Annotated in this window: 21 protein-coding genes and 2 pseudogenes; 9 read left to right on the top strand and 14 right to left on the bottom strand. The window is 67.3% G+C overall.

Annotated features, from left to right (window positions below; genetic code table 11):
• Positions 1 to 91: 91 nt before the first annotated feature.
• From MEBOL_RS30835 to MEBOL_RS44165, 5 genes and pseudogenes are all read left to right on the top strand, one after another.
• Entirely contained in the window at positions 92 to 1,411 is a 1,320-nt protein-coding gene (locus tag MEBOL_RS30835; RefSeq protein ID WP_095980792.1) for a tetratricopeptide repeat protein, read from the top strand.
• Between the two features lie 540 nt (positions 1,412 to 1,951).
• Positions 1,952 to 2,701 carry a DUF6310 domain-containing protein gene (locus MEBOL_RS30830; RefSeq protein WP_342747681.1) on the top strand — a complete coding sequence of 250 codons (750 nt, stop codon included), beginning with the start codon at positions 1,952 to 1,954 and terminating at the stop codon, positions 2,699 to 2,701.
• Between the two features lies 1 nt (position 2,702).
• The gene (locus MEBOL_RS30825) at positions 2,703 to 3,461 is read left to right on the top strand and encodes a DUF5953 family protein (RefSeq protein ID WP_095980790.1); all 759 of its coding nucleotides are present in this window, start codon (positions 2,703 to 2,705) and stop codon (positions 3,459 to 3,461) included.
• A 43-nt stretch (positions 3,462 to 3,504) separates the two neighbouring features.
• Positions 3,505 to 3,906: pseudogene (locus MEBOL_RS44170) on the top strand (homing endonuclease associated repeat-containing protein); the annotation flags it as partial.
• A 161-nt stretch (positions 3,907 to 4,067) separates the two neighbouring features.
• A pseudogene (locus MEBOL_RS44165) lies at positions 4,068 to 4,211 on the top strand (HNH endonuclease); the annotation flags it as partial.
• A gap of 124 nt (positions 4,212 to 4,335) precedes the next feature.
• Here MEBOL_RS44165 and MEBOL_RS30815 read toward each other — a convergent pair.
• The gene (locus MEBOL_RS30815) at positions 4,336 to 4,827 is read right to left on the bottom strand and encodes a serine/threonine protein kinase (RefSeq protein ID WP_095983106.1); all 492 of its coding nucleotides are present in this window, start codon (positions 4,825 to 4,827) and stop codon (positions 4,336 to 4,338) included.
• A gap of 11 nt (positions 4,828 to 4,838) precedes the next feature.
• Positions 4,839 to 5,771 carry a DUF2381 family protein gene (locus MEBOL_RS30810; RefSeq protein ID WP_095980788.1) on the bottom strand — a complete coding sequence of 311 codons (933 nt, stop codon included), beginning with the start codon at positions 5,769 to 5,771 and terminating at the stop codon, positions 4,839 to 4,841.
• Between the two features lie 377 nt (positions 5,772 to 6,148).
• On the opposite strand from MEBOL_RS30810, the gene MEBOL_RS30805 reads away from it, so the two are divergent.
• Complete coding sequence (locus MEBOL_RS30805) at positions 6,149 to 7,078, top strand: DUF6310 domain-containing protein (protein WP_095980787.1); 930 nt, start codon at positions 6,149 to 6,151, stop codon at positions 7,076 to 7,078.
• A gap of 1 nt (position 7,079) precedes the next feature.
• Positions 7,080 to 7,847, top strand: a complete 768-nt coding sequence (locus MEBOL_RS30800; protein ID WP_095980786.1) for a DUF5953 family protein — start codon at positions 7,080 to 7,082, stop codon at positions 7,845 to 7,847.
• A gap of 15 nt (positions 7,848 to 7,862) precedes the next feature.
• On the opposite strand, the gene pdxR is transcribed toward MEBOL_RS30800, so the two are convergent.
• Positions 7,863 to 9,329 (bottom strand): MocR-like pyridoxine biosynthesis transcription factor PdxR, encoded by a 1,467-nt coding sequence (gene pdxR, locus MEBOL_RS30795; protein WP_095980785.1) that lies wholly within the window; start codon positions 9,327 to 9,329, stop codon positions 7,863 to 7,865.
• 95 nt (positions 9,330 to 9,424) lie between these two features.
• Here pdxR and MEBOL_RS30790 point away from each other — a divergent pair, with 95 nt between their 5' ends.
• A complete protein-coding gene (locus MEBOL_RS30790) occupies positions 9,425 to 10,081 on the top strand; it encodes a pyridoxamine 5'-phosphate oxidase family protein (RefSeq protein ID WP_095980784.1) in 657 nt (218 codons plus the stop codon).
• A gap of 192 nt (positions 10,082 to 10,273) precedes the next feature.
• On the opposite strand, the gene MEBOL_RS30785 is transcribed toward MEBOL_RS30790, so the two are convergent.
• The 10 genes from MEBOL_RS30785 to MEBOL_RS30740 all read right to left on the bottom strand — a co-directional run bounded on the left by MEBOL_RS30785 (position 10,274) and on the right by MEBOL_RS30740 (position 21,227).
• The gene (locus MEBOL_RS30785) at positions 10,274 to 10,879 is read right to left on the bottom strand and encodes an O-methyltransferase (protein WP_245918979.1); all 606 of its coding nucleotides are present in this window, start codon (positions 10,877 to 10,879) and stop codon (positions 10,274 to 10,276) included.
• Between the two features lie 25 nt (positions 10,880 to 10,904).
• Positions 10,905 to 12,116, bottom strand: coding sequence for a GNAT family N-acetyltransferase (locus MEBOL_RS30780; RefSeq protein ID WP_095980782.1), 1,212 nt, complete (start codon positions 12,114 to 12,116; stop codon positions 10,905 to 10,907).
• 38 nt (positions 12,117 to 12,154) lie between these two features.
• Entirely contained in the window at positions 12,155 to 13,330 is a 1,176-nt protein-coding gene (locus MEBOL_RS30775) for a DegT/DnrJ/EryC1/StrS family aminotransferase (protein WP_425437568.1), read from the bottom strand.
• Positions 13,318 to 14,436, bottom strand: coding sequence for a GNAT family N-acetyltransferase (locus MEBOL_RS30770; RefSeq protein WP_095980780.1), 1,119 nt, complete (start codon positions 14,434 to 14,436; stop codon positions 13,318 to 13,320). Before MEBOL_RS30770 ends, MEBOL_RS30775 begins: the two co-directional genes overlap by 13 nt.
• A 91-nt stretch (positions 14,437 to 14,527) precedes the next feature.
• Entirely contained in the window at positions 14,528 to 15,601 is a 1,074-nt protein-coding gene (locus tag MEBOL_RS30765; protein WP_095980779.1) for a gluconeogenesis factor YvcK family protein, read from the bottom strand.
• An 84-nt stretch (positions 15,602 to 15,685) separates the two neighbouring features.
• A complete protein-coding gene (locus MEBOL_RS30760) occupies positions 15,686 to 17,074 on the bottom strand; it encodes a sugar transferase (RefSeq protein WP_095980778.1) in 1,389 nt (462 codons plus the stop codon).
• A gap of 91 nt (positions 17,075 to 17,165) precedes the next feature.
• Positions 17,166 to 17,903 (bottom strand): CpsD/CapB family tyrosine-protein kinase, encoded by a 738-nt coding sequence (locus MEBOL_RS30755; protein WP_095983105.1) that lies wholly within the window; start codon positions 17,901 to 17,903, stop codon positions 17,166 to 17,168.
• 40 nt (positions 17,904 to 17,943) lie between these two features.
• On the bottom strand, positions 17,944 to 19,368 hold the full coding sequence (locus MEBOL_RS30750) for a GumC family protein (protein ID WP_095980777.1): 1,425 nt from the start codon (positions 19,366 to 19,368) through the stop codon (positions 17,944 to 17,946).
• Positions 19,369 to 19,391: 23 nt separating this feature from the next.
• Positions 19,392 to 20,582 carry a hypothetical protein gene (locus tag MEBOL_RS30745; RefSeq protein WP_179956323.1) on the bottom strand — a complete coding sequence of 397 codons (1,191 nt, stop codon included), beginning with the start codon at positions 20,580 to 20,582 and terminating at the stop codon, positions 19,392 to 19,394.
• A 66-nt stretch (positions 20,583 to 20,648) separates the two neighbouring features.
• Positions 20,649 to 21,227, bottom strand: coding sequence for a polysaccharide biosynthesis/export family protein (locus tag MEBOL_RS30740; RefSeq protein WP_095980775.1), 579 nt, complete (start codon positions 21,225 to 21,227; stop codon positions 20,649 to 20,651).
• Between the two features lie 349 nt (positions 21,228 to 21,576).
• Here MEBOL_RS30740 and MEBOL_RS30735 point away from each other — a divergent pair, with 349 nt between their 5' ends.
• Positions 21,577 to 21,771, top strand: a complete 195-nt coding sequence (locus MEBOL_RS30735) for a hypothetical protein (RefSeq protein WP_095980774.1) — start codon at positions 21,577 to 21,579, stop codon at positions 21,769 to 21,771.
• 167 nt (positions 21,772 to 21,938) lie between these two features.
• Here the strand turns inward: MEBOL_RS30735 and MEBOL_RS30730 are convergent, their stop codons facing one another.
• Positions 21,939 to 22,520 (bottom strand): type 1 glutamine amidotransferase domain-containing protein, encoded by a 582-nt coding sequence (locus tag MEBOL_RS30730; protein WP_095980773.1) that lies wholly within the window; start codon positions 22,518 to 22,520, stop codon positions 21,939 to 21,941.
• Between the last annotated feature and the right edge of the window lie 65 nt (positions 22,521 to 22,585).

Raw genomic sequence — 22,585 nt, 5'->3', positions numbered from 1 at the left:
CAGGTTGTCAAAGTACGGACAGGAAGCGATCCCGTCTAAACCGCTGGAACGAGCGCCGAATCCCGCCCGATCTCAGAACGAGGAGCCTGCCATGACCCACCTCGACAGCCGCGGCCTGCCACTCTCGACCACGTCCGACCTCGCGGCCGAACGCTACCGGGATGGGATCGACCTGCTCCTCTCGGCCTGGCCCGGCGCCGTGGAGGCCCTGGAGGAGGCAATCGCGGCCGACCCGGACTTCGCTCTCGCCCATGCGGCGCGCGCGCGCCTGCATGCCATCCGTACCGAACCGGCGAAGGCCCGGGCGCGGATCGCGACGGCGGAAGAGCTCGTCGCCCGGCGTGGGACCGAGCGGGAGCGGAGCCATGTGGAGATCCTGTCCCTCGCCATCAACGGCCAGCCGGCAAAAGCACTGGAACGGGCGCTCGCGCACTCCAACACCTGGCCGCGGGACGTCCTGATCCTCTCGCTGCCTCTCGGTGCCTTCGGTCTCTTCGCCTTCTCCGGGATGGCGGACCACGACCAGGCACGCGTGGAGCTCTGCGAGCGCCATGCCCGGCATTTCGATGCCGACGATTGGTGGTTCCTCACCTACCGGGGCTGGTCCCATGCCGAGAACGGCAACGTGACGCTCGGCCGAGCCCTCACGCAGCGCGGCTATGACCTGCGGACACACAACGCGAACGCGGCGCACGCGCTCTCGCATGCCATGTACGAGGGCGGCGCGGGCGAGGAGGCGGAGAGGCTGATCGCGGACTGGCTGCCGGGCTATGACCGCGCCGGAATCCTCCATGGCCACATCGCCTGGCACTCGGCCCTCGGCGCCTTGGAGCGGGGTGATCCGGAACGGGCCCTCGCCCTCTACGCGGAGTATATCCAGCCGTCGGTTTCGGCCGGAATGCCGGTCAATGTGGTCAGCGACACCGCCTCTTTCCTGTGGCGGCTCCAGGCCTACGGCCACACGGTGCCGCCAGGGCTATGGGCGGCGGCGGCGGCCTATGCGGGGGGAGTCTTCCAAAAGGCGGGCTTCGCCTTCGCGGATGTCCACATGGCCCTCATCGCGGCGGCGACCGGCGACAGGGCCGCGGTGGAGCAGCGCGTGGAGGCGTTGACGGGCGTGCTCGAGGCCGGGGCCCTGGCCGCCGGGCCGGTGGTGCCGGCGATCTGCCGCGCCGCCCTTGCCTTCGCGGAGGAAGACTACGTGGGCTGCGCCCGCATCCTGGAGCCGCTCGCGGCCGAGGTCGTGCGCATCGGCGGCAGCGGCGCTCAGCGCGAGGTATTCGAGGACATGCTCCTCCTCGCCCTGATGCGGGGCGGCGAGGCCGTGAAGGCGCGTGAGCTCCTCGACCGCCGCCTGCACCGCCGCCCGTCACCGCGCGACACGCGCTGGTATGGTCTGCTCGCCGCCTGAGTATCCCCATGGCACACGCAGATCCCTTGGCGATGCGCCTGTGCGGCCTGTCCTTGCCCTCACGGCCGCAAGACAATGCGGCCCCCATGCCTCCGTCCGACTCAACATGTGGCGCGACGCCGCTCGGCACGAAGTTGCTCGCCGAGCACTTCCGGGCGGCCGCCGCCGCCCGCGAAGCCCTCCGGTCCCGAACTCACCGAGTCGGAGTACACCCGGCGCCTCCGCCTGCTCGCCCGGAAGCTCTCGGTGGAAGAGCAGATATGGAGCCCCCCTCACGTGCTCGTTCGTCGCTGTCGAAGCGTGCTGACATACTCCAGGGACAGGATCCATTCGGTCCTGGCCTGACAGGAGGATCCGCAACTGCGTCTCCCAGCGTGCATCTCGCTTCTGCTCCTTGTCTCGGCCTGCGCTACGTCAGCTCCGAGCCCAAGGGAGCCAGCGGCCCGTAACCCGAGGCTCGCCAATCTCCAGCGAGCGGCGACGCTGCCCTGGACGGATGGGGGACAGTGTGCCGTCCGTGAAGCTTCCGAGCCCTGGCCCGTGCTGGCGGAGCGGTGCTTTCATGCCCTCGACCATGATCGGATCGAGTTTCACGACATCACGGCACGATGCGCGGTGGCCTCTGCCGGTGCCGCTGCCGTGGGCGTCGGACTCTGTGTCTTGGCGGCGCCGGAGATCATCATGGGAACGGTCATCGTCGCGGGCGTGGTGGTGGTGGGATTCGCCATCAACGAGGCCCTGGATGCGTATGAACTGAGTGGGCGCCGACCCGAGGCAAGGCCCGCGCCTGAAACGCGGCCCGTGCCTGAAACAGCGCCCGCCCCTCAGAAACCCTCGCCGAAAAAAAGGCCCAAGCCGGAGCCTAAAGGACCGGATTTCCCTCCTCTGGAGCCACCCGAGACCTCGGAGCGAGACCGCAGCAGGTGCGAGCCCATCCCAGTGCCGTACCACCTTGGCGGTAATAAACTGCACAACAAGTGCGCCGACAGAATTCCGAACAACAGTTTCCCCGGCGGGGATGTGTTCGTGAATGGGAAGAACTTCGACGCACTGCAATTGGCTACGCGCACGCTCTGGGAGGTGAAAACCAACGACATCGAAGAGTATAATCCTTTCGTTATTCAAGTCGAAATCAACAAGCAGCTAGAGGAAGCACGGCGTGAGCGGGCCCTCGCGGCGGCCTGCGGATTCAACTTCCGAATCGGCGTTCGCAGCGAAGCGCACAAGAAAGCACTGGAAGACGAGGCTGCGGAATTCAAGGGTCTCATTGATATCATGGGCTGGTGTTGAAATGACGGACAAGCGGAAAAAAATGACCATCATCGCCTATGCGCCCGCGCTCGTGAGCGACGACGGTCGTCCTGCATCTGCGGTCCATGGAATGGAGCGCGCACTCCCTGGATTGCGCCTGGGTTGGACCGTTTCTGATGACCATCAATTCATTTCTCTGCCACAGCGTGACAGGTGGCTCGCTCAGGCTAGGAGAAACGGGGGGTTTCCTCTCGTTTGCAACAATGACGAACATTATCCCGTGATGATCTCCGGATTGGAACTCCCAGCCATGTTTGGCCCAGGAGGCCAAGCACTGTTTGAAGTTCATGCGCAACTGCCACTGGACGCCGTAGGGAGCGCGGCGGCGGCGGATGTGCTGGAAGCCGTAGCAGAGGGAGCGCACGCCTACTGGGGTCATGCCACACCATTTAGTGCAAGCGTGGACATCGTGCGCCAAACGAAGAATCGGCCAGACGACCTGGAGCCGCCTCCCCGTGGGCTGCCAGAGATCAAGTCCCCTGGTGCCATGCACTCGCCTGAGATTCCGCATCGTCTGGGGTGGCTAAACTACTGGTCGGCCGCTGCGGCACAGGCCATTGGATTCCCGGACGCCGCCCGCGATGCGGACCTGCTCTCGCGCGCACGGCGTACCGCGACGGGCGGGTGGATTGTCAGCCTCACCGAGGCGCCACTCGACTTGGACAACCCCGAGCACCTGGGCGCGCTCAAACGGGCCTACGAGCGTTTCCCGGAGATTGGCGGGCGCTCCACTCTTTGAGCCACTTTATTCACCACGCACTCTGTGGGACATTCACGCGCTGGTGATAGTTTCACCATGCTCTGCCACGTACCGACATGGAAAAGAGAGCTTCAAACTTTCACGAGTATCCGGCCAAGCAGTGACTGATGACCAATTGCTTACTGACCTTCGACGTGTGGCCGGTGAACTCGGCAAGGCGACGGTAGGACAGAAGGAGTGCCGACGCCTGGGCACCTACGACGACTCAACCGTCAGTGCTCACTTCGGCTCCTGGAACAAGGCGCTGAAAGTGGCCGGTCTTGAAGTTGCGAACGAAGTCGATCTGAGCGACGCGCTGCTCTTCGAAAACCTCCTCCAGCTCTGGATTTATTACGGAAGACAGCCGCGTAGGCGTGAACTCAGTCTGCCCCCCTCAACGATTTCGCAGTCCCCGTATCGGCGTCGATTCGGCACATGGAGCGCCGCTCTGAGTGCATTCGAAGAGTTCGCGAATGCTCTGAACGACGATGGGGCTAGCAGCGGCCCTATCGCCACAATCCATCCGATGAGGAGGACTCGAGGGACCCTTCACTCCGTCTCCGATTTCGGAGACTCCAGCAGGACCGTTTTTCGTGTCGCTCATGCGGTGCAAGTCCGGCGACAACCCCCCAAGTCCAGCTTCATGTGGACCATATCCTCGCTTGGAGCCTCGGGGGCGAGACAACCCTGGATAATCTTCAAACGCTTTGTGCCACCTGCAACCTGGGCAAAGGCGCTCTCCCAGGATAGCTCGTGGCTCGCTCATGCGACAGCACAGCGCACGTCATCAACGAATCCGAGTGAAGCTGCGGACTGGCGCGGCTGCCCCCACACGGGAAGAAATGGTGGCGTGGTTGACCGAGCGAGTGCGCTGCTACCGGAACGCATCGACAATGAACGCCGCTGCGACAGAGCTGTCGAGGATGGCGGTTCCCGGCTTCGACTCGGGCCGCTTCCGCATTTGGTCATCGCCGAGCCGCGCCACCGCGCAGATGGGAACTTTATCACCGTCCGGTGCCTGCGCTTCGTAGTACCGGATCACCACTTGAGGACCGCTCGTCCAGACCTGCCCATACAAGCGGCTCGTCACTCCGAGCGGACCGAACTCCTCTCTCAAGACGCTCTCAATCGATCCGTCGTAGAGCGTGACGCGCCGACTCCCGACCTGGTTCGCGTCGAGATCGAGCAGCGCGCTATCCCCAACGCGCAGTTTCATGTAGCGCATCGCCTTCTTTGATTCCTCTGGGCACTCCTGCGGACCCGGACTGCCGTCGGGGCGCAGCGACACTCCGCCGGTCGTGGTGCAACCGGAGGAGGCAGTAAGCAGAGCGGTAGAGCTGAGCAAGAGAGCTTTGACGTTGGGCATGAGCGGCACTTCTACTTCCGAACGAGCGTGTGATCCATCGCCACGGCCACCTGTAGGAGACCGTCCCCACGGAAGATCTGGAGGGCCAAATCGGCGAGCTGCCCGCCTTCCATTTCGAAGGCGCTCTTGTCCACAACGACTGCGATCCTTCCCGACTGACCGGGAACGATCTCGTTCCGGTCCATGCGAAGCGCGAAGGGTCGAGCCGTGTAGCTAGTGAAGTCGCGGGTCAGGTAGGCGCCGTCGAACGCCCACGGCCCGCCATAGTAGGTGTTCGTCAGGGTAACTACGACTGCCGCTTTGCCGGGTCCTGCGAAGAGTTCGACGACCATGTCCATGTCTTCGTTTTTCGGGCGGACGACCTTCACGCGCCGAAACGGCGTCTTCTTCACCTCGCCGTTCGCGAGCAGCGTTGCGAGCGCGTGATCGACGGAGTTCTCTTCCTTCTTGAACCGCTCGTTCTCCTCGCTCAGCTTGCGCTCGCGGTTGAGCGAGTCATAGAGGGACGAGAGGATCACGTTGTAGCTGTTGGTGTCCTTGAACACGTTGACCTGATAGTCAATCCATCCCCAATCCTCACGGCTCTTGGGCTTCACACGGAACGTGAACTCCGTCCCATCAACGAGCGTCACCAGCAGGGGCAGCGCCTCGCCGCTGTCGAGGTCACGCAGCGGCTCGATAACCACCTTCTTGCGTCCCACGAGCAGGGGCTCGAACCGCCCCTCCCACGCCAAGAGCCTTGTCTTCGCCGGATCGACGTCCTGCTCGAAGCGGAGGACGCTCGCCACCTGCCAGGAAACGTAAATGGGCGACGCCTCCTGGCCTGGATGGGCCGGCACCTTGAGGGTCCGAATCGTGAGCTTTTCTGCCTCATCCCTGGCCAGTGCCGGGGAGGCCAGCAGGACGAGAAGCAGACCACACCTGAGAAGTTGGAGAATGCGCATGGAGGGGACAACGTACCAGGACGGGTAAGGGGCATCCAATCCTCGTGCGCTCGCCTGTAGGCTGCCGGTTATCACCCTGTTCGAAACGCTCAAGAAGCGCCAGAGTCAACGCGGCAAGCCCCGCGCGTAGGAGGTCGCCAGCCGACAGCCGCCCGGCACGGAGATGGCCGAAGATGGGAAGGGAGGGGGCCGCATGTGCCCCCAGTGTGACCCTCCCGCGGGGTTGGAGGCTGCGCACGGGGGAACGGCGTGGGGCGAAGCAGGATGACGAACCCGAGGGAAATCAAGGCGATAGCGGGTAACAGCGCGTCCTGCTTGGGGTGACATACTCCAGGGACAGGATCCATTCGGTCCTGGCCTGACAGGAGGATCCGCAACTGCGTCTCCCAGCGTGCATCTCGCTTCTGCTCCTTGTCTCGGCCTGCGCTACGTCAGCTCCGAGCCCAAGGGAGCCAGCGGCCCGTAACCCGAGGCTCGCCAATCTCCAGCGAGCGGCGACGCTGCCCTGGACGGATGGGGGACGGTGTGCCGTCCGTGAAGCTTCCGAGCCCTGGCCCGTGCTGGCGGAGCGGTGCTTTCATGCCCTCGACCATGATCGGATCGAGTTTCACGACATCACGGCACGATGCGCGGTGGCCTCTGCCGGTGCCGCTGCCGTGGGCGTCGGACTCTGTGTCTTGGCGGCGCCGGAGATCATCATGGGAACGGTCATCGTCGCGGGCGTGGTGGTGGTGGGATTCGCCATCAACGAGGCCCTGGATGCGTATGAACTGAGTGGGCGCCGACCCGAGGCAAGGCCCGCGCCTGAAACGCGGCCCGTGCCTGAAACAGCGCCCGCCCCTCAGAAACCCTCGCCGAAAAAAAGGCCCAAGCCGGAGCCTAAAGGACCGGATTTCCCTCCTCTGGAGCCACCCGAGACCTCGGAGCGAGACCGCAGCAGGTGCGAGCCCATCCCAGTGCCGTACCACCTTGGCGGTAATAAACTGCACAACAAGTGCGCCGACAGAATTCCGAACAACAGTTTCCCCGGCGGGGATGTGTTCGTGAATGGGAAGAACTTCGACGCACTGCAATTGGCTACGCGCACGCTCTGGGAGATCAAGACCGACAATTTCGACACGTACCCGCCCGACCTTCGAGAAATCGTGGTCGAGAGTCAGGTGGAAAAGTTGCGGCATGAGCGCGCCCTCGCTCTTGCTTGTGAATTTAACTTCGGGGTCGGCGTGCTGAGCCCCGCGCACAAACTCGCGCTGGAACTCGCGGACCCAGAACTCAAGGGACTTATCGAAGTCATGGAGTGGTGCTGAGATGCCAGCCACACAAGAAAATGAAATTGCCATTATCGTCTATGCACCTGCAATCACGAGCAACGATGGCCGCCCTTTGGCTGTTGTTCATGGAATGGAGCGCGCGCTCCCTGGCTTGCGCCTGGAGTGGACGATTTCTAGCGAGGGGAAGCGCATCCCAGTACCGCAGCGCGAGGCATTTCTCGCCCGAGGGAGGCCAAACGGGCGTGGGTTTCCGCTCCTCCGCAACGGGGATGATGACTTCCGGGTCACGGTGACTGGATTGGAACTACCGGCGGGCAGCTCGCCGGGTGGTCAAGCCCAGCTTGATATTCATGCGGTGTTGCCTCTGACCGTGGACGGCATCGCGGCAGCAGCGGCGGTGCTGGAGGCCATAGCGGAGGGTGCTCGCGCGTTCTGGGGACACGCAACACCCTTCAGAGCAGGGGTGGATATCGTCCGCCAGACGAAGAATCGGCCAGACGACCTGGAGCCGCCTCCCCGAGGGCTACCGGTGCTCAAGTCCCCTAGTGCCATGCGCTCGCCTGAGATTCCGCATCGCCTCGGGTGGCTGAACTACTGGTCCGCCGCCGCCGCACGAGCCATCGGCTTTCCGGACCCCGCCCGGGATGCGGAGTTGCTTTCGCGCGCACGGCGTACCGCGACGGACGGGTGGGTCGTGCAACTTACCGAGGCGCCGCTTGACCTCGACAACCCCGCCCACCTGGACGCGCTCAAACGGGCCTACGCGCGCTTCCCGGAGATCGGCGGGCGCTCCTCCACCCCTTGAGACTCGTCGGCTCGCTCAACGCCCCGGGAGCGCGCGCGCCATGCGGCGCACCGCCTCGGTGAGCTCGGACTCCTTCAGGGCGGCGAAGCCGAGCCGCACGGCGGGGACGGGGCGATTGTCGAAGCTGTAGACACTCCCCGGACTGAAGCCCACGCCCTCCCCGAGCCCCGCCTGGGCCCAGGCGTCCGCGTCCACCTCCGGCGCACAATGTGCCCACAGGGCCATTCCCCCGGCGGGAGGCGAAACGGAGAGCGCCCCCGCCAGGGTCTTCCCCAGCGCTTCCACCAGGGCATCGCGCCGCTCCTGGTAGATGCCACGCATCTTGCGTACGTGACGCTGCACCTCCCCTTCCTCCAGCAGCTCGGCCACCGCGGCCTCCAAGGCGCTATCCCCCTGCCGGTCCACCGCCTCGCGCACTCCCAGCGCATGCTCCAGGAAGGGGCGCGGCGCGGCCAGGAATCCCAGGCGCAGGCTCGGCGCCAGCACCTTGGACAGCGTGCCCACGTACAGCACCAGCCCGTCCCGGTCCGCGCTCGCGAGCGGCAGGACGGGGCGGCCCTCGTAGTGGAACTCGTGATCGTAGTCGTCCTCGATGAGGGCCACGCGGTGCTCGCGGGCCCAGGCCAGCAGCGCGAGTCGCCGTGCCGGGGAGAGCGTCACGGTGGTGGGGTAATGGTGATGGGGGGTGAGGTACACCGCGCGCACCGGCGTACGCCGGGAAAGGGCCTCGAGCGCATCCACTCGCAGGCCCTCCCCGTCCACCGGGAGGGGCGCGAGGCGGGCCCCGGCGAGCTGGAGCGCATGCCAGGCGGGACGGTATCCCAGTCCCTCCACCGCCACCGTCTCCCCGGGCGTCACCAGGGTGCGCGCCACCAGATCCACCGCCCCCTGGCTGCCCCGGGTGATGAGCAGATCGTCCGCGCCCACGGCGAGCCCACGCACGGAAGAGAGCATCCCGGCGAGCGCGGCGCGCAGGCGCGGGTGGCCACGGGCATCGCCGTAGTCGAGCAGCCTCCTGCCCTCCAGCTTCAGCGCCCGGCGGTAGGCCCGGGCGAGGAGGGCCGAGGGGACGAGCCGGACGTCGGGGACGCCACCCGCCAAGACGAGCGTGTGGCGTGACGGCTCGAGGCGCACGCGGCGCGAGGGCGTGGTCGGGAGCGCGAAGCCCACCTGCGTGGGCAAGGTCTCCCGGGGGACTCCGGCGCTGGGGTGGGCGGGCACGTCCGGCAGTGTGGGCGAGACGTAGGTGGCCCGTGCCGCCGAGGTGACGATCCACCCCTGCGTCTCCAACTCGCGGTAGGCGGCGAGCACCGTGTTGCGATGCACCCCCAGGGACTCCGCGAGGGTACGGCTTCCCGGCAGTGGAGCGCCGGGCGGGAGGCGACCGCGGCGGATGTCCCCCTCGAGCGCGCGGGCGATGCGGACAAAGAGGGGCGTCGGCGATGGAGCGCGGAGGTCGAGCGTCAGGTCCCAGCCCTTCATGAGAGGGAGCCTGCCTCGGGTGGCGGGGACTGGTCCATCTGATTTGTCGGAACTGGGCCTGTTGGATGGACCAGTCCGGGAGCATGAAGAGGCGCATGACCACCCCCCCTCCGAGTGAACGCAGCACCCTCCGCCGCCTCCCGCAGCGCGCCTCCTACGAGGAGGCCGTCGTCCATTCCATCCTCGACGAGGGGATCGTCGCCCATGTCGGGGTGGCGGTGGACGGCCAGCCATACGTCCTTCCCATGGTGTACGGGCGTGTCGAGCGCGACCTGTATCTCCACGGCGCCTCGGTGAGCCGGCTCGCCCGGCAGCTCGCCCTGGGCGTGCCCGTGTGCGTCACGGTGACCCTGCTGGACGGGCTCGTCCTGGCTCGCTCCGCCTTCCACCACAGTGTGAACTACCGCTCCGTGGTGGTGCTGGGCACGGCGGTGCTGGTGACGGACGAGGCGGAGAAGACCCGGGCGTTGGAGGCGATCACGGATCACCTCCTACACGGGCGCTGGGCCGAGGTACGTCCTCCGAATGCGCAGGAGATGAAGGCGACGTCCGTGCTCCGGCTGCCGTTGGTGGAGACCTCGGCGAAGGTGCGCACCGGGCCTCCTCGCGACGACACGGAAGACCTGGCGTTGGACTGCTGGGCGGGAGTGCTTCCGCTCCAGCTCGTGGCGCGTCCACCCGAGAACGCACCGGAGTTGCGCGAGGGCATCCCTCCCCCCGCCTATCTCCCGAAGACTCGTGCGGGGCAATGACTCGCTACCCGCGCAGCAACCCCCCGAAAAGCCATAGCGTCAGCGGCAACAGGATCCACCCCAGGATCCGGGCCAGGATGGGAGGCGACGCTACCACACGGGCCGCATCACACCCCACCCTCTCCCCCCAGCCTGGAGTTGGCGCCGAGTCATGTGCTCTCGGCCTGGCTCCCCTGTCCCATGGAAAAGCGATCAGGCCGGCTCGAACCGGCTGATCTCCAAGCCACTGCCCACGGGGAGCAGGATGCTGGTCATTCCGGGCTTCGCGCGCACGGCCCTGCCATAGCGTTTCACCTCTTCGCCGCCGGGCCGGAGCATGTTGTCGGCGACGATGATCGCTCCTGGATTGAGCTTGGGATAGAAGGCCTCGAGGCACGGCTCGTAGAGGTCCTTCCAGAGATCGAGGAGCACGAAGTCGATTCCAGACGGCAGCTCGGCGATCAGCTGAAGCGCGTCGCCCACCTTGAAGTCGATGCGGTCGGCCAGACCCGCCTTCTCCGCCATCTCGCGCGCATAGGCCGTTTTGTAGTCCTGTAACTCCAGGGTGGTCAGTCGACCGCCTGTCGCCTGCGCGGCTTCCGCCAGCCATATCCCGGAGTAGCCGTAGGACGTGCCGATCTCCAGCATGTTGGGTGCGCGCAAGCTCCGCGCGAGGATGTTGAGCAGCTTGCCCGTGTCCGGTCCGACGGCGAGCAGGACTTGATCGCGCCAATCCGCGGGGCCGCCCGTTCGCGGCGCCTCCTGCCGGCGTCCGTCTTCTTCGCGCATGCGCTCGTGATAGGCGTCGAGCACCGCCATGACTTTCTCATTCATCGTGGGAAGACTACCCCCGGACCGCGGACAGCCGGCGCCGCAACCGGCGCACGCGCTCCACCGCGTCCTGAGGAAGCAGGCGCTTGGCCACCTCGCGCACCTGGCGCATCCCCTCCTCCCTCCGGACGAACCACTCCCCATCCCCGCCGGGCGAGAGCACCCGCAGGGACACGGTGTGCCGCCGCTTCGTGGTCCAGTCGGACTTGTAGGACTCCGTCCCCCGCAGGAAGTCGTACTCGGTGAGCCCGGCCTCGAGCGCGTCTCGGAACGTTTCTCCCACGAGCACCAGCCCCACGCTGCGGTTGCGCCAGGCCGGGTCATAGCCGGATTGGAAGTAGATGAACGTGTCACCGTGGACGATGCCGTACACCGAGGCCACCGCCTGGCCGCCCACCTTCATCGTGTAGAAACGCAGCCGCCCCCGCTCGGCGAGCAGTTGCGTGGCATCCCGGTGGAACGCCTCGACGCCCCGGCCGCGAATGCCCTGCGAGCCCCCATCCGACTCCCACCGCGACGCGTGCAGCCGGAAGAAGTCCGTCAGGGGCGCGGCCAGCGCACCCGGCGCCTCCGTCTTCTCGATGCGGTAGCCCTCCTGCTTCTCCAGCCACTTCTTGCGGCGCAGGTAGTTGTCCCTCCGGCTCGTGCGCTTGAGGAAATCGTCGAAAGACTCGCCCTGGGCCAGCGTCTCGTAGGGGCACACGTAGCGCTCGGTCAGCCGCGTGGCCACGCGCCGCTCCTCGAAGGTCTCGCGCAGCACCCGCACCGTCACCGAGTCCTCGCGCAGGTCCGTCAGGTCCAGCACGTCCCACTGATCCCTCAACTCCCACAGAGCCCGGGCGAAGGTGCGTGCCACCTCCTCCTCGCGGCCACGCCGAGCCACCACGTCCAGGTAGTCGCTCCCCACGTGCGTCTCGCCCAGGAAGGCCAGCCGCCGGATGGTCCGGCCCAACACCCAGTGGTGCTCGAAGCCCAGGGGCAGCAGCCCCGTCAACGAGCCGCCGCGATCGCGCGCCAGCATCACGAAAGGCTGGCGGTCGGACCCGATGCGCCGGCACCACGGGTAGAGCCATTCCCACGCGTTGAAGGGCCCCGCCCGGCTGTCGTCCAACAGCGCGTTCCACTCGCCGCGCAGGCGCGCGAGTTGGGACAGTTCCCTCACGGTGCTCACCTCGAGCCAACGCGAGGGGCTGGGCGTCCGAGTCAATTCCGCTTCGCGAATCACGGTGTCGACCTCATGTCTTGAAAGGGGAAGAGGGAGCCTCAACCCGCGTGCTTCTGATTTCGCGGCTCGCGCGTCAGCGCGCCGCGCACCACGGTGGCCACCTCGGCCATGACCTCGGGCGTCAGATCCTGGTGGCACGGCACCTCCACGATGGTGCGCCGCGACCGCGCCACCTCCGGGAAGGCGGACGCGTCACACGCGGGGTGGAAGTGCTTCCAGAAGTCGATGGCCTCGATGCCCCGCGCCCGCAGCCGCTCGAGCACTTCTTCCTTGTTGTCCACCACCAAGGGGTAGAAGAGCGGGCACACGCCCGCGGGCAGCTGGTTGAAGAGCGGCGAGGACACGTCGCGCAGCCTGCCGAGCAGGAAGAAGTAGTTGCGCCGGCGCCGCTCGACCACGCCCTCCAGGTCCTGCGCCTGGGCGATGCGGTGGGCGAACGGGCTCATGCCCAGGTCCACGTGCCGCCGGTCGAAGTGCTGCGTGCCCGTGGCCACGCGCTCGATGTCCGCGGCCTTCACCGCGCCCTTGCCCAGGCCACGCACCAGGCCACGCACGCCCCGGCCGATCGAGCCCCCTCGCAGCTCCAGGTTCTGCAGGAGCGAGGACACGGTGTGGCTGAACGTGGACGAGGACGGAGGCAGGGGCGGCTCGGGCAGGCTGTACTGCCGGGGGCCGTTGACGGTGAGCGCCCCGCCGTGCGGCATGGGCAGCGTCTTGTAGAGGCAGAAGATGCCGATGTCGCCGGTGGTCCCCAGCGGGACGGGGCCGTCCGCGCTCAAGAGCGACAGGGCGCAGTCCTCGATGAGTGGCAGGCCGTGCTTGTCGGCGATGCGGCGCATCTCCTCGACGGGGCCGGGAAAGCCCGCGTAGTGGATGAGGTAGAGGGCCCGGGTCTTCGGACCGATCTTCTTCTCCACGTCCTCCAGGTCCACGTCCCAGCGGCCGCCCACGCGGTAGAAGCGCGGCGTGGCACCCGCGTCCACCACGGCCTCGACTTCCACGCCGTGGTGGTAGGCGGGCATCAGCACCTCGCCCGAGTCCAACCCCAGCATCTTCACCGTCGTCCAGATGGCGTTCCGGGCGAAGTAGAAGTAGCGCACGTTGGAGGCGCTGAACGGCATGAAGCCACTGGGCGGCCCCCGGTGCAGGAGCATTCCCGGCCACAACGTGGGCAGAGCGGGGACGAACAACTTGTCACGCATCACCGTTTCCATCGCGCCATCACCTCCCGGGCCGCCGGGGCCCAGCGGAACTTGGCCGCGCACAACGCGCGTCCGAATGTCGTGTCATTGAAGACGTAGAGCCAAGTGTGGCGGCGCACCTTGTCCGTCCAGTCGCGCTTCCACACCATGTCCGGCCCCAGGAAGTCGAACTCGCGCAGGCCGCGCCCCATGCAGTCGCGCAGCACGTCTTCCATGAGGAGCTGACCCGGGCTGCAATCCCCCAGGGACTCGTCGTAGCCGGGCTTGAGCAGGAAGTAGCGCCCGCCGTACTCGAGCGCGTACTGGAAGGCCACCGCGCGCCCGTCCAGCCGCAGGTAGTAGAGCGCCAGCCGACCCTTGTACGCCGCGTCGCGCGCCAGCTCCGAATAGAAGCCCCGCGTGCGCGCGTCCTGGGACATGGCCGTGCCCCGCTGGCCCTTCCAGCCGCTCGCCTCCAGCGCGAAGCCTTCCTCCAGCTTCGCCTCCAGCTCGAGCCCGCCCTCCACGCGCTCCACCGTCACCTGGCCCTTCTCCTCCAGCTTGCGGCGGCGGCGGCGGCAGTTGGCCTTGAACTTGGACGGCAGGCCCGCCTGGAAGGCCTCCCACGAGGCCGCCAGCGGGATGTAGGGCGACTGGAGGGATTCCCATGTCCCCACGGGAAGGCCCGCGCCCTGGGCCGCGGTGTACAGGCTCCAGCCCGCGCCGCCCTCGGGCACGTCGGTGAGCTTGAGCAGGTCCCAGCTCTTGTCCGCCCGCAGGTGCGAGAGGAACACGGCCGAGGCCTCCTCCGGCTCGCGGGCGATCAGATCGAAACGGCACGAGTGCGGGTTGGCCGTGGCGGCGAGCTGGCGCACGGGGACGCCATACAGCGAGGTCCGCTCGGCCATCAGCGGCAGCACCGCGCTCAGCCGCCCCTCCGCGTCGCGCAGCGTCAGCACGCGCAACCGGGCCTCGGGGGCGAAATCATCCACCCAGATGCGGAAGAACTCATGCCGGTAGAAGGGCTCGTCGGCCGTGGCCTCCACGAGGGCATTCCACTCCGGCTCCAAGGCCATGAAGGTGCTTCGATCCGTCACCTCGACAACACGAGGCGCGGGGGAGAGCTGTCTGGCTTCCATGGGATGTCCGACTCCTGACGCCACGGGTCCCGAGGGACCCGCACACGGCGCAAGTTGGTAACGGCCCTGGCGGCTCACAAGCCGCTCGGGTCTACAGTCCGGTGCGCGCCATCTTCAGCAGACAGCGCGTCACCTTGCGGCTGTCATGCCGGATACGCGGCCCGTCCTTGATCAGATCCGCTTCCACGGGAACGACGCCCAGGTCGATCAAGGCGCGCCGGTCCGTCTTCACCGGCACCGAGCCCTTGCGAGCGTAGCGGCGCACGGCCTCCTCGGACGGCTGGGTGCCGTTGAGCAGCACGGCGTCGAGCACCGGGCCCGCGTGCTCGATGACGGCGCGCACGTGATCCACCCCGTCCATGCCGTCCGTCTCTCCCGGCTGGGTCATGAGGTTGCCCACCATGACCTTGAGCGCCCGCGTCTCGCGCAGGGCCTGGGCCACGCCGTCCACCAGCAGGTTGGGCAGGACGCTCGAGTAGAGCGAGCCCGGCCCGATGACGACCATGTCGGCGGTGCGGATGGACTCGAGCAGCCCGTCCACGGGCGGCGGCGCACAGGGGCTGAGCATCACCCGGCGGATGCGGCCACGAGCACGGCAGATGTTGCTCTCCCCCACCACCTCGGTGGAGTCCTCCATCCGCGCCACGAGCTGCACGGGCGCCAGGGTGCTCGGCAGCACCTTGCCCTTGGCGCCCAGGAGCGTGCCCGACACGCGCACCGCCTCCATGAAGTCGCCCTTGAGCTCGGCGAGCGCGGCGATGAGCAGGTTGCCCACCGCGTGGCCCGCGAGCCCCTTCTTGCCCGCGAAACGGTACTGGAACACCTCGCTCAGCGGCCCCTTGCCCTCGGCGAGCGCCACCAGGCAGTTGCGCACATCCCCGGGAGGCAACACGCCCCGCGTGCGCCGCAACCGGCCGGACGAGCCCCCGTCATCGCTCATGGCCACCACGGCGGTGATGTCCAACCCCGGCTCGCCCACCTTCGGCGTCGCGCGCCGGGCCAGGCCCTTGAGCACCATGGGCAGTCCCGTGCCGCCCCCCAGCGCCACGATGCGCGTGGGCCGGACCTCCAGCTCCTGGCGCAGCCCGTTGTGCTCGCCCGGCTGGCGCCCCGACTCCACCCGCGTGTCCCACGTCTCGTCGAGAAACGAATCCGACTCGATCATGTCCCAACCCCCTTCAACGCCCGTCCCAACGAACACGCCGCCAGGCCCCCCGGCGGCGACCCCACCCCAACACTCCAGATTGTCCTACCGAGCACCTCTCGCCAGCAGAACGTGCCGGACGGTGTGGAAGATGATGCTCATGTCCAGGAAAAGCGAGCCGTTCTTCACGTAATACAGATCGAACTCCAGCTTGTTGCGCGCGTCCTCCACCGAGGCCCCATAGGGGTAGCGGATCTGCGCCCACCCGGTGAGGCCCGGCTTGACGGCCTCGCGCAGCGCGTAGAAGGGGATCTGCTGCTTGAGTTGCTCGATGAACACCGGGCGCTCGGGCCGCGGTCCCACGAAGCTCATGTCGCCCGTGAGGATGTTGAGCACCTGGGGAATCTCATCGATGCGCGTCTTGCGGATGAAGCGGCCCACGCGGGTGACGCGATCATCGTTGGAGCGCGCCCACACCGCGCCGTTCTTCTCCGCGTCCGTGCGCATGCTGCGGAACTTCCACAGCCAGTAGGACTTGCCATTGAGCCCCGTGCGCTCCTGCCGGTAGAAGATGGGCCCCTTGGAGTCCAGCTTGATGGCGGCCATCACGAGGAGCAGGAAGGGCGCCGCGCACAGGAGCAGCGAGGAAGCCACGAGGATGTCGAACACGCGCTTGGCGGCCCGCCGCGCGCCCGAGACGTTCAGCTCCTCGGCGAAGGCGAAGTCGCTGGTGCGCAGGTGCGTCACGGGAATCCGGCGCAGCACGCGCTCGCAGAAGCCGGCGGCCTCGTACACGCCGCGCCCGTCCAGCCGGCAGCGCAAGAGCTCGTCCATCCAATGGGCGCCGCGCATGTCGTCCGCGGCCTGCACCACGAAGTCCGCCTTGAGCCGCGCGGCCGTCACGTTGATGGGCTCGGGCTCGGTGGCACCCGCGCGCAACCGGCGGGGATCCACCAGGGCCACCACCTGGAAGCTGTCCTCCCCGCCCTGCTCGATGGCGGTGGCGGCCGCGCGGGCCTTGAGTCCATCCCCCACGATGAGCACCCGGCTGGGCGTGCCCACCACGGCGCGCAGCGCGTAGCGCACGGCCAGGGTGCCCGCCAGCGCGCCCACCGCGCCGCCCAACAGGGCCCCGGGGGGCAGGTGGATGGGGAGCACCGCGGGTGCCACCAACATCAGCACGCCCACCAGCGCCGTCGTCACCCCGGCGGCCTTCAGCAACCGCGAGCCCCGGCCGCGATCCTCGGCCGCCACCCGCAGGTCATACAAATCCATGAGGTACAGGGAGAACTGGAACGTGGGGACGAAGGTGGCCCCCAGCAGCAGCATCCCCGTGGCCGACGAACCGGCCAGGGCCAGGTCCGCATCCACCGGCGCCAGCATCCGCGCACAGGCCATGGCCCCGAGCACGCAGGCCAGGGCGATCGCGGCGCCCTCGATGAGAAAGAGGGTCAGCTTCCTGGATGAGAAATAGTGATGGAATACCCGAAGCACGTCGCTCCTCCGTCGCCCACGCCAATGCTGTCCAAACGTCACGGCCGGCCACGCGGAGGCACAGTCCCCGCGTGGCCGGATTCCACCTGCCTTACTTCTGGTAGTAGTCCTTGAGGTACGGGGTGGCGCTCGACTCCGCCCCGTTGAGCACGCAGCCGATCACCGGTGCGCCCCCCAACTGCTCCACCGCCTGGTTGACCGTCTTGGCCTGGCTCTGGTTGGCCCGCACCACCATCAGCAGTCCGTCCGCCTGGTGGCCCAGGATGGACGCATCCGCGAAGGGCAGCGTCGGAGGCAGATCCAGGTAGACCTCGTCGAAGTGGTCGCGCACCAGCTTGAGGAACTGCTTCATGCGGGCGCTCGCCAGTGCCTGGGTGGGCTCCTCGGGCGTGGCGCCCGCGGTGATGACCGCCATGCGCGTGGCGTGGAAGCGGCGCACCAGGTCGCGCACCTCGCACTCCCCGCTGAGCAGTTCCGCCAGGCCCGGCCGGCCCCGGATGCCGAGCACCTGTGCCACCTGGCCCCGGCGCAGGTCCGCGTCGATGAGCAGGATGCGCCGCTCGGGGTTCGCCCGGGCCGCGGCCAGGGCGAGGTTCACCGTCGTCACCGTCTTGCCCTCGCCGGGCATCGCCGACGTCACGCCCACCACCTTGAGGGGGCGCAGCTCGCGCATGCGCTCCAGCCGGTAGTACAGGCTGCGGTACTGCTCCGCCGCGATGGAAGCCGGCGCCGTGAGCGACACCACCCGATTGTCCACCGCGTTGGGAGAACCCGCCGACTCATCCACCCTGGGAAGGAAATTTCCCGCCCGTTCCATGGTCTTTTCCATCTTGTTCCTCCCGGATTCCGTGTTGTTCATCGTCAGACTCCTAGTTCAGCGTCGAGTCCGACGAGGAAGGGGGAACCACACCATTGCGACCCCCCGTCGCGGGCATCAGCACCCGCTTCTCGACCTTGCTGCTCTGCATGTTCGGGACCACCGCCAGAATCGGCAGGGGCAGGCGATCACGCAGCTCCTGGGTGTCGCGGATGCTGTCATCGCGCATCTCGAGCACCACTCCGGTGAGCACGCCCAGACCCAGGGCGATGAGCAGGCAGATGAGCAAGCCGCTCACCCGGTCCGGCTTGGCCGCCAGCGCCGGGACGGAGGCCGGCGAGACGACGTGGAAGAGGTCCTCGGCACCGCGCAGCTCCAGATCCTGCGCCAGCTCGGCCTCCACCCGGCGAGACACCACGCTCTGGTACTTGGCGCGGGCGATCTCGTAGTCACGCTGCAACACCCCCAGCTCGTGGGCCCACTTCGGGGTGCGATCCAGGCGCTCCTGGTAGGACTTCGCCTGCTGGTGCAGCTCCTCGATGTCCTTCTGGATGGCGCCGATGAGGCCGGTGACACGGCCGCGCTCCTGGCGCTCGGCGAACTGGCGGCCCTCGGCGTCCTTGCGCTTGGCCGTCATGGTGGCGAGCTCCTGGTCCAGGCGCTTCACCTCGGGGTGATCCCCCGTCCAGGACGAGCGGGCGGCCACCAGGTCCTGGGTGAGCGTGGTCTCGGCGGCCTCGAGGCGGCCGGCCTCGCTGTCCGCGGCGTTGCGGGCCCGGGCCAGGTCGGAGCGGCGCGCCTCGGCGACACGCAGCTCCTCGGACTTGGTCTGCAAGAGGGCGCCCACGCGCTCCAGGCCGCGCATGTTCATCTCCAGCTGCTCGGGCAGCTCGCCGATGTGCGCCACCTTGAAGGCGGCGATCTTCTTCTCCCAGCCGGTGACGCTCTCCGAGAGGGAGGTGATCTCATCCGCGAAGAGCTTGGTGGCGCGGGCCGCCTGGGCCTGGCGCGACTTGAGCGTCTCCTCCGCGAAGAGCTGGGGCAGCCGGTTGGCCACCTTGGCCGCCAGCTCCGGATCCCGGCTCGCGTACGTCAGCTCGAAGGCCGTCTCTCCCTCCACGCGCACCGTGAGATCCTTGCGCATGGCGACCACGGCCGACTCGATGCCCTTCTCCGAGACGATGTCCGGGTAGAGGTTCATCTCCTCGATGGCCTTCTGCAGCACCGGCCGGGACATCAGCTCCTGGCGGACGGTGAGCAGGCGCTGCTCCACCAGCTCGCTCACGGTGCGCTGCACCATCTCCTCGCCGGGGCGCTGCGGCTGCACCCGCACCACCGACGTCGCCTCATACATATTGGGTTGCAACAGCACGATCGCGGCGCCAACCGCGAACACCGACAACACAATGGCCCCGACCAACACCTTGCGGCGCCACAGGGCCTTGAGCACCTGATCCGCCGTCATCCCACGCTCCATGTGCCTTCCTCCATCCATGTGTGTCACCACGCCGTCATGTGCAGGCGGACCGCCGCCACATTCCGGTTCAGGTTCACTCCCGCCGCGACGTCACCCATCCCCACCTGTGCGATGCGATCCACGGCGGCCTGCATCGACACATACCGATTGACCTCGAAGGTGAAACCCGCGCTCAGCGCGTACCCTTGCGAGACATTCTCACCCACGTTCACACTGAAAGCGTCCTCGTTGGGAGCCTTGCCATTGCGGAAGAAACTGGCGGCCCCGTACAACCGGAAACGGTTGCTGAAATGTTTGTTGAACGTCAGACCCGCGTAATCCGCCCACAACGTGTTGGAAAAGCCACTGGCGCCCACCAGGTCGTGTCCGAGCACGAGGCCCATGTCGAAGGTGCCGCGCTCATGCAGCAGCTCCAGCTTCACCCGGGGCAGCAGGCCCCGCGTGCCGTCCTGCCCCATGAAGGCCACCGGACCGCCGCGCAGCGTCGTGGTGGTATGCCTTCCCAACCGGTAGCGCAAGGCACCGAAGGCACCATGCGCCTGATCCAGGCTGTCGCCGAACAGGAACGCCTGATAGCGATACTCGACGCCCAGGGACAGACGCCGCGTGGTGCGCAGCCAGGCCTCCAGATACGGCGTGTGCACGAAGCCCGCGGGAAGACCTCCCAGCGTCCCCTGCTCGAGCACCTTCACTCCCTCGAAGCCATAGCCCGCGCCCACGTCCACCCGGCGGCTCAGCTTGTTCGTCACATACAACCGTGACATGCCATAGAGCACCGGCTGGTTGGAGCGCGCCACGCTCTCGCGAGGCAGGGAGGTGGGATCCGTCACCCGGAAGATGCTCCCGGAGACCTCCACCTTCAGGCGGCGCGACAACAGCTTGTTGACCGACAACCCGCCGCGGTGATCCAACGACACCCGGCCGCTGCCGTGGCGCACCAGCAGATCCGCCGCGTAGAAGCTCTCCAGCTTGAGCGACGGATCCTTCGCATCCAACCCGATGCGCGGCGACAGCTTGCTCATCAATTGACCCGTGGGTTGGGCCGCGGTCGGCGCTCCGCCCGCGGGCACGCCCCCCGCCAGACGGAAGTCATCGTCATAGCGCTCCTCGAACGACAACCTCGCCCGGGGCTCCACCTGCGTGGCCGCGAGGGCCGCCGGCGAGCACCCCAGCACCGTCGCCGCCGTCATCCACCTCTTCCAAGCTCCACTCACGGCATCCCTCCGTCCCCACCCCACTCCAGACTGACCACGTCCCAAGATGTCCGACCCTCCCGCGTGCTACGGCACGACGACGGTGTCTCCGGGGCGCAGGTTGAGCGGCTCGTTCTTCTCCGGCTCGCTCACCAGCTGGCTGTAGCTCACCGGAATGGTGCTGCCGTCCGTGCCCGAGCGGCGCAGCACCACGATGCCGTCGCGATCCGCGAAGTCCGTGAAGCCACCCGCCAGGGCAATGGCCTGGAGGATGGATACCTGGCCGCGCAACGGATAGGCGCCAGGATGGGCCACCTCGCCCGTGATGAAGACGCGGCTGCTGTTCACCTCGCGGACGATCACCGTCACGCGCGGCTCCTGCACATACGCGCGCAGCGAATCGCGGATCTGCTCGGACAGCTCGGTGGGCGTGCGCCCCTCGGCCCTCACCTCTCCCACCATGGGCAGGGAGATGAAACCGTCCGGACGCACCGGCAGGGTGCGCGACAAGTCCCCATCCCTCCACACCGCCACGTCCAACACGTCCTCGCGGCCAATGCGGTACGGCTGATCCGAGTTGTCCACCTTCCCCATGCTCTGGTGGGCGCAGCCCGACAGGAGGACCATCCCCATCACCACCCACGATTTCGCGCTCGTCTTGGCCATCGCTCTCGCCTCTCCCCATCCCAGGCTCCCCAACGGCGGGGGCCTTGTGTTTGCGGAGGGCCTTAAGCAGCAGCCGTGCCAAGGCGCCTGGGAAGGCAAAATGCCCGGATCATCGTGGGTTACGCGCTACCCCCATGGGGTAAGGTTCGGGCTGTCCGGGAAAAAATTCCGGCCTCGCCCTGCAGGACGTTCCAGATCCATGGAGCGCTCTCCCACATGTGGGGAAACGCTTTACCTACTGGAGGGCGGCCCTTTTCCCATTTTCGGCCCCCAACCCCTGGCACACCGCTTGAAGAAGCTCTTGTCCGTCAGCGAGACCTCAACAGGTCGAACATCAACGGGGGCGACGATGAGCAAGGCGGCGGCGGCGGTGATCGGGATGTTCTCGGTGGGCGCGGGGATGATGACGGTGCTGGGCTCGGTGATGGGCGCCTACGCGGAGCCGGTCTCCCTGGCGTTGATGGGCGTGGGCCTGTTCGCGGGCAGCTCCCTGCTCGGCGGCAGCAAGGAGACGGCTCCCGCGGGCGTCGCGAAGGAGGCCTGAAAAAGCCTGAAAGACTGGAAGAAATTCCGGTCCTGGCATTCAGGGGGGAGTGGAAAAACAGTACCCAGGTGTGGCGACAAGGTGCCCCCTGGAAGAAGAACTGTCAGTCAAAGGGGAAGGCCCTCACGCAGGGCCTTCCCCTTCACATTCCAGGCGTGGGCACGGGTTCAGTGGACCGCGGGCGACTGGTCCGAGGCGGCCTCGGGAGCGAGCGGCGACTCCAGACGAGGCGCGATGCCCTGGCTGACCTGGCGCAGGAGCGCGGCGCAGAAGGCCTTCAGGTCATCCGGCTTGCGGGAGGTGATGAGGTTGCCATCCTCCACCACCTCGCGGTCGACCCAGCGCGCACCCGCGTTGATAAGGTCCGTCTTGATGGAGGGGAAGGACGTCACGGTGCGACCCTCCGCGATATCCGCCTCCACCAGCATCCACGGTGCGTGGCAGATGGCCGCGATGGGCTTGTCCGCCTTGAAGAAGTCGCGCACGAAGCCGACCATGTGGATGTCCATGCGCAGGTGGTCCGGCGAGTAGCCGCCAGGAATCACCAGGGCATCGAAGTCCGCCGCGCGGATGTCCTGCACCCGCTTCTCGGCGGAGATGGTCTCCTTGCCCTTCTTGCCCTCGAGGGGCTTGCCTGCCTCCACGCCGACGATGACCGCCTCGTGGCCGGCCTGCTTCACCTGTTCGTAGGGAACGCGGAACTCCGAGTCCTCGAAGTCCTTGGCCACGATGAATGCGATGCGCGCCATGATGCCTCCTTGAGCATGCGTGTGCCTGTGTCAGGACAAGGTGCACACGCGCGAGCGGGAGACAA

The organism is Melittangium boletus DSM 14713, from assembly GCF_002305855.1.
Lineage (GTDB): Bacteria > Myxococcota > Myxococcia > Myxococcales > Myxococcaceae > Cystobacter > Cystobacter boletus.
The sequence above is the reverse complement of the archived record's forward strand: the minus strand, read 5'-3'. Positions and strand labels throughout refer to the sequence as shown.